This is a genomic window from Chroococcidiopsis sp. CCALA 051 (assembly GCF_003015105.1).
Classification (GTDB): Bacteria; Cyanobacteriota; Cyanobacteriia; order Cyanobacteriales; family Chroococcidiopsidaceae; genus Chroococcidiopsis; species Chroococcidiopsis thermalis.
Map to the genome: position 1 here is coordinate 23,763 of NZ_PYCI01000009.1, position 13,359 is coordinate 37,121.

Genomic DNA, 13,359 nt, shown 5'->3' on the forward strand with positions numbered 1-13,359 from the left:
AATTGTTGATAGTTAATTGTCGATCGCTATCAACCATCAACTATCAACTATCAACCATCAACCACTATGCAAACTTCAGAAAATCCTTTAAATAATCATTTAATAGATCCAGAAACGGGGTCGATTAAGAATTTAAAAGGGTTCGATTCACAACATCCCCCCGATCCGAAACTCATCGATACTTGCGTTCACTGTGGCTTTTGCCTATCTACCTGTCCCAGTTATCGCGTCATTGGCAAAGAGATGGATTCGCCTAGAGGTAGAATCTACCTGATGGACGCAATTAACGAAGGCGAAATTGCCCTCAATACCGCTACTGTGGAACACTTTGATTCTTGTTTGGGATGCCTTGCTTGCGTCACCACTTGTCCTTCAGGGGTGCAGTATGACAAATTAATTTCTGCCACTCGTCCCCAAGTAGAACGCAACTATCCTCGTAGTTTAGGCGATCGCCTCTACAGAAAGCTAATTTTCTCCTTTTTTCCCTATCCCCATCGCCTGCGGTGGATGCTAGTGCCTTTATTTTTGTATCAATTGTTAGGCGTGCAAAAACTCGTCCGCGCTACCAAAATCTTGAAATACATTTCTCCTAGATTGGCGGCGATGGAATCGATATTGCCTAAAATTACGCTGAAATCTTTTCGGGACGATTTGCCTACGGTAATTCCAGCACAGGGAGAAAAGCGCTATCGGGTAGGAGTAATTTTAGGTTGCGTCCAACGGCTATTTTTCTCTCCCATTAATGAAGCTACTGTCAGGGTATTAACAGCAAATGGCTGTGAAGTCGTCATACCCAAATCTCAAGGTTGCTGTGCGGCGCTACCCCATCACCAGGGACAAGAAGAACAGGCGAAAGCACTAGCAAGACAGATGATAGATGCTTTTGCCGATACAGGTGTAGATGCGGTCATTATTAACGCTGCTGGCTGCGGTCATACTTTGAAAGAGTACGGACACTTATTGCAAGACGATCCAGAATATCGGGAAAAAGCACAAGCATTTGCAGCCAATGTCAAGGACGTACAAGAGTTTCTCGCTACTGTCGGCTTAACGACAAAACTTTCACCCCTATCTGAAAAACCTTTAACTCTGGTTTATCAGGATGCTTGTCATTTATTGCACGGGCAAAAAATTAGCGTCCAACCCCGTCAGTTGTTGCGACAAATCCCAGGAGTGCAGTTGCGCGAACCAATCGACGCAGCTTTGTGTTGTGGCAGCGCTGGAGTTTACAATATGCTGCAACCAGATGTTGCCGATGAATTAGGTCAGCAAAAAGTCCAAAATTTATTAAATACAGGTGCGAATTTGATCGCATCTGCCAATCCTGGTTGTACGCTGCAAATTAGCAAGCATTTGAAATTACAAGAGAAAAAGATTTCGGTCATGCATCCGATGGAATTGTTAGATTTGGCAATCCGGGGAAAACAGCTATCAGTGACCAGCGACCAGTTATCAGTGACCAGTGACCAGTGACCAGTGACCAGTGACCAGTGCATTTGTAGGGGCGGGTTTATCGATCCGATAGGCAAATCACAAACATGTTTGATAAACCCGCCCGATCGCCGCCACGAATTTATCGATATATTCAAATAAAATCAGAATTAGTTGATGAAAAGCGCTCCTACAAAGACAACGATCGCCTACCCAAGTTTGGATTAAACTGTCTCCAAAACCAAGCGAATGTTGCGTATACCGCGATCGCAGCTGCGATAACTTTTACTTTGTCCCATAACAGTTGTTTCTGCCACAGTTCTAGATTCAGAAAAAATGAACTGTAACCGTTGACGTTAATTCCTCCAAACGGCGCGATCGTACCTACTAAGGAAATTAGAATTGAAACTGAGGCGATCGCTAGAAAAATTCCTCGCAGCAGCTTTGATTTTTGGATGGGTTCGAGAACGTGAGTTAACGGCACGCACGCTAATAACATAATTGAAGCGAACCATCTGACTCCATAACTATGACCGCTATAGTTATTGCTACGAAAAATATAAAACATCACGTAAGCTAAACAAATCGCAGCAATGAATATATATTCTTTTTTATATTTAAAACCTGGTTGCGTTATCGCTCTACTCCAGCCATAAATTGCAAATAATAAAATTGGGGTATAGGATAGCAGACCTCTACTACCAAAAAGCATATGAAAAGCATAAATAGCTAGACTTTGTAAATCGTGTCCTACCAACCCTGAAAGATTACCTGCACCAAAATAAGACCCCGGATAGTCCCATAACTTAGCATTCATTGCTGGAGGAATGATACTGCCAGAAGTATAGAAATTTAACCATACATACAGCAATATGACGGGAATAAAAGCCAAAACGAAAGAAAGCTTAGCTCGATGGCTCTGATTAAATAGCAAAATAGAATACAAAGGAATTAAAGCGAACATTGTAATATCAGTGCTACCAGCAAAAGCAATAAAAAATCCGGCGATCGCGGCATTTCTTACTTCGTGTCGTCTGAGTAATAAAAAGTAAAAGCTGAAGAGTAAAAGACTGCCACTAAAAGCATGATTGTTAAAAACAATTGAATATGGTAGAACTAGCGTTCCCGCCCCCGCCAGAAGCAGCACAATATTTGTCCACTGCTCGTCAATCCGAAAGAATTTAAAAATCTCGTACAAGCAAACTAGTCCTAAGCTGGACATAACGCCCATAATTAGTACTGTTAACAAAAAGTAAGTCACAGATTGATGTGTGGCAATAGTCAGGTTAAAGACAGATTTTAGAAATAAATAAAATACCGAACTATACAAAGCCATAATTGGTGGCTTGTCAGAATAAAAATGATTTTGATAGAAATATTTATCGCCAGTCCAGATATAAGTAGAGCGATCGATACTAAAAGTATGAAAGTCCACCAATGACTCAATCGTTGCCATTCTGGAAGCATCATTCCAAGAATTTGTCTCTAATTTTGTTAAAATCGCAAACAAAAATAAGAATGCAAAAAATATCTGCATTCTTTTCACAACAACTTTATTTAACATCATGAATCAATAATTTTGACTTTTGACTTTTGACTTTTGACTTTTTTATATGGCTTCTCGCTCTAGTAGCAAAGTCACGGGACCATCATTATCAATAAAAACATGCATCATCGCGCCAAACTCTCCCGTTTCTACTTTTAAACCACTGTCGCGTAGCTTTTCCACAAACAGATTGTATAGGTTTTTCGCTGCTTCTGGTGCAGCCGAGCGGTCGAAGGAAGGGCGGCGACCTTTACGACAATCGCCATACAGAGTAAACTGACTGACAACTAAGAGTTCGCCATCGATTTCTGTGACGGATTTTTGCCAGCGATCGTTCCCTTCCTCAGCACCAAATAGACGCAAATCTAAACATTTACGTGCCATCCAGTCCAGTTCTACTTCCGTATCAGTATCGGCAATTCCCACCAGCAAGTTTAAACCCCGTCCAATTTTGCCAATAGTTTGTTCGCCAACGGTGACGTAAGAAGATTTAACTCGCTGAATGATGACGCGCATAGTGACGAAATAGAGAGTAAAGAGCGATCGCCATATTACTATTACCAAATATGCCAATGGCGATCGCTTTTCCAGCACCAAAAATTTCTTATTTGTCGTTGCTAGCGTCGTGTGGTTTGCTTTGAGTCATTTGTCCGATTAACTCCAATACCCTTTGCTCGAATTCTTGAGGAGAGACTCGTCCTTTGGTCAGAAACTCCGTATGTCCTAGCTTGAGCCGATTTCGCTCCGACTGGTCGAGGTCTTTGGCAGAATAGACGACTAAAGGAATACTGTAAAGGCGATCGTGTTGATGCAGCCACTCAACGACACCAAATCCATCCACTTGAGGCAAAATTAGATCGAGAATCAGTAGATCGGGTTTGATTTCTTGACTTAAACGAATTGCCTCGCGTCCATTTTTGGCAAGAAAAGTTTCAATATTATGACTTTTAAGCAGTGCGAGCAAAAGTTCGGCTAACTCGGCATCATCCTCAACCAGCAATACGCGGACTGGTCGAGCGTTTTTAGCTAGAGCTAGCTTGAGAGAGTCAAACAGCGAGTTTTCATCAACTGGCTTACTCACCCAAGCACTCGAATTTTGACTGAGCGGACTCTGACTAGGAGCGCAAATACTACAAATGACGATGGGAATGTCTTTCGTATCCGATCGCTCTTTCAGCTTTGCCATCACCTCCCAGCCATTCATTTTTGGCATCAGCAAATCTAGTAAAATTGCATCAGGATGTAGGGTAGCAGTAGAGGCGATCGCTTCTTGTCCAGAATGCACGACGACCGTGCGATAGCCTTTATGCTCAAGCAAGGTTTGTAGTTCAGTCCCAACATGAGGATCGTCGTCACAGATAAGTATGAGGGGAGACGAGTCAGGAGTAAGGATTGAGGGAGGAGTTAAAGAGTTATCTGCCTCGCGACTAGACTTAGCTTGTAGGATAGGCAGCGTAAAGTAAAAAGTACTGCCTTCACCCAGAACGCTTTCAACCCAAATGTGTCCGTCGTGCTGTTGTACGATACTGCGGCAAATTGCCAAGCCTAAACCTGTGCCATCATGCTTGCGGGAATCTGTTGAGTCAACTTGTTGAAATCGTTCAAATATACTATCGAGTTTGTCGGCTGGAATACCGCGTCCAGTGTCTTGCACTTGGAATGTGATATGAGTCGCTGGTTGTTGGTTGCTGGTTAACAGTTGACAGTTATCAGTGACTAGTGACTGGTGGCTAGTGGCTAGAATTGCTCCCTCAGCTCCCCCAGCTCCCTCAGCTCTCTTCCCCCTGCTCCCTGCTCTCTTCTCCCTGCTCCCTAATTCCACACTCAACCAAACCGTACTACCACTAGGCGAGAATTTAATTGCGTTAGAAAGTAGATTGGTGAGAGTTTGCACGATGCGGTCTGGATCTGCCCATACCTGAATTGGTAGGCTAGAAACAGATAAGGTAATTCCAGCTTTGTCGGCGAGAGGCTGCATCACGTTCACTGCTTCAGTTATCAACTCGGTAACATCGCAGCTTTCTTTTTCCATCTTCACCTTACCCGACTCGATCCGCTCGATATCGAGAATGTCGTTGATCAAACGTACCAGGCGTTCTGTGCTATCGGTGGCAATTTGCAATAAGCGTTGTCCCTGCGGTGAGTCTGGCTGGAGTAAACCACTAGCAAGCATCCCTAAAGAACCGTGAATCGAAGTCAAAGGCGTGCGGAGTTCGTGACTGACGACGGAAATAAACTCATCTTTCATCCGCTCGATTTGCTTGCGATCGCTCACATCATGCAAGTAAACCGTATATACTGTTTCTCCTCCCAAATTTAACTTGGAGATACTCGCCTCGGCAGGAAATTCAGTCCCATCCTTGCGGCAACCGTAAATTTCGCGTCGTTCTCCCATCCGGCGAGCCAAATTTGGAGATTGACCGAATTCATCTACGTGCTGACGATGTGCTGCGGCAAAACGCTTTGGTAGCAACAAGTCAAGCGGTTGTCCGATCGCTTCTGCTGCTGAGTAGCCGAATATTCTCTCGGCTCCAGAGTTAAACAAGGTGATGCGTTGATTGCTATCGATTGAAATAATCGCGTCATCGGCTATTGCGATGATTCCGGCAAATAAGGCTTGAGAATTTTGTAATGCTGCTTGGGTGCGCTGGCGCTCGTTTAACTCTGACTGGAGTTGCTCGTTCAGCTTGCAGCGATTTTCGCTTTCGACATTGTTCGTTGCTCTGACTTGGTTAATCCGGTGTAGTAGTTTCATCCGCTCTAAGCGATTGACGATCCGAGTCACGAGTTCGGAACCCACAATCGGCTTACGCACAAAATCATCTGCACCAGCACTAAAAACCCGATCTACAATGTCGGCATCGTGATGGACTGTCAAAAATAAAATTGGTAGATCGCTCCAGCGCGGCTCGTTACGTACCACCTGGCATAGGTCGATGCCATTAACATAGGGCATTTCCACATCTAGGATCAACAGATCCGGTGCAGTGGCTTCTAAAGTTTCCCAGAACCGACGCGGATCTTCTAAAGTTGTCACTTTCAATCCCCAAGGATTGAGCAATGCTGGTAACACTGCGAGGATTTTTGGATCGTCGTCCACAACAAGTAGATGAGCTTCTGCATGGGGTGCATTTTCTAATGCTTGCGCCACTGCATCTAGTACTTGTGTGGCAGGCATAGGCTTTTGCAAAAAGGTGCATCCACCACTACGAGCAATTTGCAGCCGATGGCTCAAGTCTGTTTGTTCGGTCAAAACTAGCACTGGTACGGGTGGCTGACGCTGCTTCAGTTCCGCTAGCAAGCTCAAACTCTCTTCATGACGCGGACAGATATCAGGATCGAGCAGAACAATACTGGGATGCTCTTGGTAAAGCTTGTTTCTAGCAGTATCGAGGTTATTAGCGATCGCAACCCTAAATCCTCTGTCTGTAGCTGCTGCGGTTAACTGTTGGGCGATCGAGCGTTCGCGATTGACTATCAGTAGCAATGGTTGCTCTGAATCTGCTTGTGGCTTACCTGCTTCTTCTTTCTGCTCAATTTCTTGACGCAGAGCCAACACTAGACGGCAAAAATTTGTTGCCTCAGATAGCAAGAGTGCGCGATCGCCTTTTAGCATCTGCTCAATTTCTTTTGCCAGTTTCGATTCTTGCGCCAAGCCGAAAGTTCCTAACGATCCTGCTAGGGTATGCGCTTCTTTTCGTGCTGATTCGAGCAGTTCTGGAGACAAGGCATTATTTGCGCTGACAGCAGCAGATGCTTGCTCCAACACGCCAATCTGTTCTGCAATCCTGGGCTTAAATTTATGCCAAATTCCTGCAACTGCCGATAGTGTTGAGTGGTGAGTGGGGAGAATTCGGAATTCGGAATTCGGAATTCGGAATTCGGAATGAGGAGTGACTTGTCTTGCTCCCCTGCTCCTCTGCCCCTCAGCTCCCTCAGCTTCCTCAGCCCCCTCAGCTCTCTTCTCCAAAGGCTTGAGACGATACCCAATGCCGTAGACAGTTTCAAGCAGATCGCTATTAGCTCCTGCGGCTTTGAGTTTTTGCCGCAATCCTTTAATATGAGTTCGCACGGCTTCTTCGCTGGGAAGGTCTTCATAAGACCAGAGATGTTCCAAGATCGTGCCGCAACTAAAAACGCGGCGACTGTTACGTAAAAACAGCTCTAAAAGTGCGTATTCCTTGGGAGTTAATGACAAATGCTTTTGACGATAGGTTGCCTCACAACTACTCGGATCTAATTGCAAGTCGCCCCACTTTAGTACTGGCGGGGAAACCAAACCGCTACGGCGCAACAGCGCTCTAATCCGAGCAACTAATTCTTCTTCGTCAAAAGGTTTAATTAAGTAATCATCTGCACCCGCATCTAGTCCAATCGCTTTATCGTGGCTGCTATCTCGACCAGTTAACAATAAAATTGGCGTTGACAAACCTTTAGATCTGATTTGACGGCAAAGACTAATGCCATCTAGTTTAGGGATGACGACATCCAGTACGATTAAGTCATAGTCGAAAGCTTGGACTAAATCCCAAGCAGCAAGACCATCGACAGCAACCTCAACTGCATAGTTGTGGTTGGTGAGGACGGTAGTAAGGGCATGGGCTACTAACTCGTCATCTTCTACAACTAAAATTTTCATTGCTAACTAGCTTTTCCCTGGCGATAGAAGATAGCAATTAACGAGCAAAATACAGAGGAAATGCAATCCAAAAATTGCTATCAAGCCGATCTTTAATCAAGCTACTTTATAGGAATCGCTTAAGTTTACAAGTAGCAAGAATTTGTTACATGGGAAAAGCCGATCGCCTAATAGATCGGAACCTTGGCGATCGGACATTGCTCGCTAGTTGCTACAGGGCGCGGAAACCGCCTCACCACAATGTCTCTGCTATACAAATCTTTCCGCGATTTTCAATTGCTAGACTTGTATCCGAGTGATACTTCACGTTCAGCCGACTGTAGTTTCTCGGCTGGCTGCACTGGGGACTGTACCGTTAAGACAGAACAAGAAGCGTGATGCAAAACGTAATTGCTGACACTACCCATAAAAAATTCAGATAAACCCCTGCGTCCCCTGCGTCCGGTGACAATTAAATCTGCCTTCCAAGCCAAAGCAAAATCGCAAATCAGCCGCCCAGGACTACCCGATAATTGTCGAAATTCCACGTTTAGCCCAGCAGCCATTGCTTCTTGATGGCGCGATCGCAACATGTCCAGACCTTGTTTTGTAAACGCTTCTCGCTGCTGTTGGTACAATTCCATATTTTTTTCATACACCGATGGATAGTATTCCAAGCTAGGTAAAATCGGTGTAGGGCTGCCGAGTTCTTCTTCCGATACTACGTGCAACAACATCAAGCTGGCGTTGTTTGCCTTAGCTAAAGACAAAGCTGTATCGAACACCTGTTTGCTGCTTTTTGACGTATCTACTGCAACCAAAATTTTCTGGAACATACTAACCATCCTTGGAATTCGGCAGTGCGGAATTCGGAATTATTTATGAATTGGTTCAATATCTAAGATCTATCAGAAGAATTTGAGGAAATTGTGAGGAATCAGTTGTCAGTGTAGAGACGTTACATGTAACGTCTGTACAAAGTTATCAGCGATCGGTTAACTGTCTTCACGCAGTGTAGCGCAGCGTTTACTGTCAACCATCAATTAGCCATTACTCATTATCCATTACCACTTCCTACTTACAAACTTTTAATTTTCTCAAATGCTCAGCCTCGATAAAATGGCACTGCACTGAAATAAAAAACGAGCATTCATGGATTTTCTCTCCAATACCGTCGTGCTGTCGCGGATGCAGTTTGCGCTGACTGCTCTATTTCACATGCTTTGGCCCACGATTACTACAGGCGTGGGAATATATTTGGTCATCGTTGAGGGATTATGGCTGAGGACTCGTAACCCTGACTATTACTACCATGCCCGTTTTTGGTCTAAGCTTTACGTGCTAAATTTTGGCATTGGGGTAGCGACGGGAATCCCAATGGAATTCCAGTTTGGGACGAACTGGGCTCCATTTTCCGAGGCTGTGGGCAACTTTTTCGGCAGCGTCATCGGATTTGAAGCTGCTTGGGCTTTTATGCTAGAGGCTGCTTTCTTGGGAATTATGCTATTTGGCTGGGAGCGCGTCAACTCTACCATTCACTACGTGGCGACGATTATGGTGGCGTTGGGCGCTAACTTATCTACGTTGTGGATTTTAACAGCAAACTCTTGGATGCAATCGCCAGCGGGTGGAGAAATTGTCAATGGTAAGTTTATTGTCAGGGATTACTTTCAAGCGATCGCCAATCCATTTATGGCAAAGAGTGTCCTGCACATGTTCTTCGCCACGTTAGAGACTTCGCTGTTTCTCGTCGGCGGGATTAGTGCGTGGTACATTCTCAACAATCGCCACCCAGCTTTCTTTTCTAAGTCTTTACGAATCGTTTTAGCAGCCGCGATCGCAGTTGCGCCCATGCAGATTTACATCGGACATTTAAGTGGCGAACAGGTATATCACTATCAACCTGCTAAACTTGCTGCGATGGAAGCACAATGGGAAACCACTCCCGCCGGACAACCTGCTGACTGGAGTTTGGTTGCATTACCTAACGATAAAGCGCAAAAAAACAATTGGGAAATTATCATTCCTAATGCTTTAGGATACATTCTAGAATTCAAACAAAATCTCACGGAACCTGTTGTGGGACTGAGAGATTTTAAATCAGAAGATCGACCGCATTTAGTTGGTTTGATATATTATTCCTTCCGCATTATGATCGGCATTGGATTTTTCCTAGCTTTCCTAATGCTATGGAGTATGCTTTACTGGTTACTTGGTAAGCTGAATAGCAAAAAAATCACTGAGCAGCGCTGGCTATTACGTACCTGGATTTTTGCGGCTCCTTTAGGATTTATCGCGATCGATTCTGGCTGGATCGTGCGCTGTGTTGGACGGCAACCGTGGACGTTATACAATCAAATTCGCACAGTAGATTCTGCTTCTCACGTTCCTGCTAGTAATGTTTTAGTTTCGCTGTCAGGTTTTGCGATCGTTTATGCGGTGTTATTTGTTGCCACATTGTATTTTGGTAGCCGCATTATTCGCAAAGGACCAAATTTAGAATTACCAATTCCAGGTGTGGAAACTATTCGTCCTGCGATCGATACTTCCCCCGGTGAATTTGTTCCCGACGAACGCCCCGTAGAAGCACAGCAGTAGAAATTCAAAATTCAAAATTCAAAATTCAAAATTAAGAAATTAACCTTCTACCCCTCACTAATTACCAATTACCAATTACCCGTTACTACATGGAGACTCTAACATATTTTCTCCCCCAAGTTTGGTTTGGAATTTTGGCACTGTTCCTATTTCTCTACGTCATGCTAGACGGTTTCGATTTGGGGGTAGGTATTCTCTCGCTGACTTCTGATGATGAGGAGCGGCGAGGACTGTTAATGACGAGCTTGAGTAATATTTGGGATGCTAACGAAACTTGGTTGGTATTAATGGGAGGCGGTTTATTTGGTGCATTTCCCCTCGCTTACAGTACAATTTTAAGCGCGCTTTACATCCCAATTATTACGATGGTATTTGGGTTTATTTTTCGAGCTGTTGCTTTTGAATTTCGCGAACAAGCAAAGCGCAAATTGATTTGGAATGTGGCGTTTGGCGCGGGAAGCTTTTTAGCGGCTCTCGGTCAAGGATTTGCTTTAGGTAGTGTATTAGAAGGCATTAAAGTTGATGAAGCCGGACATTTTATTGGTAGCACTTGGGACTGGCTGAGTTGGCAGTCAATATTAATTGCTCTGACGTTGATTCAAGCTTACGTGTTAATTGGTTCGACTTATTTAATTTGGAAAACGGAAGGAGAGTTACAGGAAACTCATTACAAAACTGCGAGAATAGCTGCCTTTACTACTTTGATCGGAGCAATTTTTATCACAATTTCCACTCCTATATTTTACGAAAGTGCTAGAACTCGCTTATTTCAACAGCCACTCGTCTATATTTTCGGCATCATTCCTGTCGTAGGCATACTTTTAATCTCTCGGCTTTTAGGTAGTCTCGATCGCAAGCAAGAACGAGCGCCATTTGTCTGGACAATTTTACTGTTCGTCCTTACTTTCATCGGACTGGCTTTAGTTGTCTTTCCCTACATTATTCCGCCTAATATTACAATTTATGAGGCATCGGCTGACCCTAGTTCGTTAGTCATCATGATTATCTTTATTGGTTTTCTCATCCCTGTCATGCTGTTTTACAACCTCTATCAATACGTCGTATTTAGAGGTAAGGTAACGGGGGGACATTATGGGGAATAATTCAGAAGTCAGGAGACAAAAATAGATGGGCAATGCCCACCCTACTTACGATTTATGACTCATTTGGTCATTTGGATCGAGGTGCGATCGCAAAACAGGAGGAGTATGTACCCAGACAGCTTGTTGCGGTACGGGAATAGCAATATCGGCGATATCGAAAGCCTTTTTCAATCGACGGCGATATTCTCTGGCTACATCCCATTGTTTGAGGGGTTGGGTTTTAATCCAAACCCGAATAATTAAACCGCGATCGCCAAAATTATCAACTCCTAGTACTTCTGGTCTTTCTAGAATTTGATCTCGCCACTGGGGATCTCGATCCATTTCTACACCCACCTCTTCAATTAAAAATAATGCTTGGTCGAGGTTGGCATTGTAAGCAACGGGTATACTTAAATCGGCACGCGACCACCGACTAGAAAGGTTTGCCACAATTTTAATTTCACTATTGGGAATAGTAATTAATCTACCTTCGGCATCGCGTAACTGAGTGATTCGCAGATTGAGATTTTCTACCAAACCGCCAAAAGTACCGACGTTAATTACGTCACCTACGGCGTACTGGTCTTCTACAATAATCAAAAAGCCATTGATCGCATCTTTAATTAAACTTTGGGATGCTAGAGATATGGCTACACCAAGTAGCCCCGCACCAGCTAACACTGGAACTAAATCTACACCCAGAGTTGAAAGGACAAGTAGTAAGCCCAAAGCGACAATACTAATAGTGGTCACGCTTTTAGCAACACCAGAAATTGTCATTACCCGCAGTTGCAAGCGTACGTAGTCTTGAGCGCCTAATAAGGCATTATTCGCCAGTGCATGAGTAAAGCGATCGATCGCAACATAGCTGGCGCGAGTGGCGACATAGGCTCCAATTGAGACAAGTCCAATCACGGCGGGAATTCTGACGATTGGAATTTGGAGTATCGCTAGAATCCAAACTGGAATAAACCGCGTGTAAGGGAACAATCCTAAAATTACCAGCGTTCCGCCAACCCATACGCCAGTTTGAGATAGCTGAAATATTCTTCGCCTGACTTCTCGTAAGTTATTTTGCTGTTGCTGCGTTAATTGTGTCGTGACTGACTCTGAGGGATCTGTGGGAGTCGTCGAAATTGGTATGACTCGATCTAAACGATCGCGCCAACGGCGAATTCCCCAGCTAGCCACTACGATACCCACAAAAATTCCAGTGGCGATCGCACCTCGGCGGATCAAAACTTGAGGTTTTCGTTCCTCTTTTGCCGCTTTCAGCTCTTGTGGCAGAGATTGTACTAATTTGCGTGCCAAATTTTGCACGCTTGTTTCTCCTTGAACCTCAGCATCTAAATCGGTGGGAGTGAAGAGATACTGCTGATTAATCGAAATGGCTGGCAGAGTTTGAGATACACCCGTGGGACTATTTGCATCCGTAATCGTTTGGCGTTGAGATCTGACTTCCAGTTCCTCCTCAGAATTGCTGGCAAAGTAATCTTCGCTAATTTTTTCTAAGTTTGACTGCACCTCATTGACCCGCTTAGCTAGCTCCTCCCTAGAAGATGCCGTGACCTGAAACAAACGCCGACCATCTAAGGTAATCCAGTCAGTATAGATCTGTCTTTGGGGATTATTGCGATCGCGAGTTGGTTGGTAAGCAGATAGAAAATTGTCTATTCCTGGGAGATCGAGTGAATTTAAACCTGGAATAGGTAACGATTGCTGTAAATTCGCTGGTTGTGTCGGCTTGGCTAGAGTGGGGGGAATAACTGAAGCATTCAGCACGATTGAACCCAAAATGCCACAAGTGAAACACATGACTAGCCGTCGTCTGCTTTTTGGTTTAGCGATCGCCTGAATTTGAGAGCGCACGTCCACACCTCCTACTTTTCACACTTATACACATTACTAGATGAAGGATGGTTGTTGGGAAGTGAGTAGTGAGTGGCTAGTGGCTGGTGGCTGGTGGCTGGACTCTTTTCTAATCACTAGTCACTACTCACTAGCCACTGATTAAAAAAACATGAAGTTTATTCGCTAAAGTATGAAAAAAGTGTAAATTTTGCGCGTAACAGCTATTGATG

General features: G+C 44.3%; 8 protein-coding genes. 3 read left to right on the plus strand and 5 right to left on the minus strand.

Features of this window, described 5'->3' with window-relative positions; translation table 11 throughout:
- Nucleotides 1-66 precede the first annotated feature (66 nt).
- Nucleotides 67-1,473: a (Fe-S)-binding protein gene (locus C7Y66_RS03460; protein ID WP_106544480.1), complete on the plus strand. Its 1,407-nt coding sequence runs from the start codon at nt 67-69 to the stop codon at nt 1,471-1,473.
- Nucleotides 1,474-1,621: 148 nt separating this feature from the next.
- Here C7Y66_RS03460 and C7Y66_RS03465 read toward each other — a convergent pair whose 3' ends face one another.
- The 4 genes from C7Y66_RS03465 to C7Y66_RS03480 form a co-directional block, all read right to left on the minus strand.
- Nucleotides 1,622-2,968 (minus strand): hypothetical protein, encoded by a 1,347-nt coding sequence (locus C7Y66_RS03465; RefSeq protein ID WP_233222509.1) that lies wholly within the window; start codon nt 2,966-2,968, stop codon nt 1,622-1,624.
- Nucleotides 2,969-3,040: 72 nt separating this feature from the next.
- Complete coding sequence (gene dtd, locus C7Y66_RS03470; protein ID WP_106544482.1) at nt 3,041-3,493, minus strand: D-aminoacyl-tRNA deacylase; 453 nt, start codon at nt 3,491-3,493, stop codon at nt 3,041-3,043.
- 88 nt (nt 3,494-3,581) lie between these two features.
- A complete protein-coding gene (locus C7Y66_RS03475) occupies nt 3,582-7,616 on the minus strand; it encodes a response regulator (protein ID WP_106544483.1) in 4,035 nt (1,344 codons plus the stop codon).
- Between the two features lie 272 nt (nt 7,617-7,888).
- Nucleotides 7,889-8,431, minus strand: a complete 543-nt coding sequence (locus tag C7Y66_RS03480) for a universal stress protein (protein WP_106544520.1) — start codon at nt 8,429-8,431, stop codon at nt 7,889-7,891.
- Nucleotides 8,432-8,747: 316 nt separating this feature from the next.
- Between C7Y66_RS03480 and C7Y66_RS03485 the strand changes: the two genes are divergently transcribed.
- Both C7Y66_RS03485 and cydB read left to right on the plus strand, forming a co-directional pair.
- Entirely contained in the window at nt 8,748-10,193 is a 1,446-nt protein-coding gene (locus C7Y66_RS03485; protein ID WP_106544484.1) for a cytochrome ubiquinol oxidase subunit I, read from the plus strand.
- Between the two features lie 89 nt (nt 10,194-10,282).
- Nucleotides 10,283-11,296: a cytochrome d ubiquinol oxidase subunit II gene (cydB, locus tag C7Y66_RS03490; RefSeq protein ID WP_015154642.1), complete on the plus strand. Its 1,014-nt coding sequence runs from the start codon at nt 10,283-10,285 to the stop codon at nt 11,294-11,296.
- A 45-nt stretch (nt 11,297-11,341) separates the two neighbouring features.
- On the opposite strand, the gene C7Y66_RS03495 is transcribed toward cydB, so the two are convergent.
- Nucleotides 11,342-13,147 (minus strand): mechanosensitive ion channel family protein, encoded by a 1,806-nt coding sequence (locus C7Y66_RS03495; protein ID WP_106544521.1) that lies wholly within the window; start codon nt 13,145-13,147, stop codon nt 11,342-11,344.
- Between the last annotated feature and the right edge of the window lie 212 nt (nt 13,148-13,359).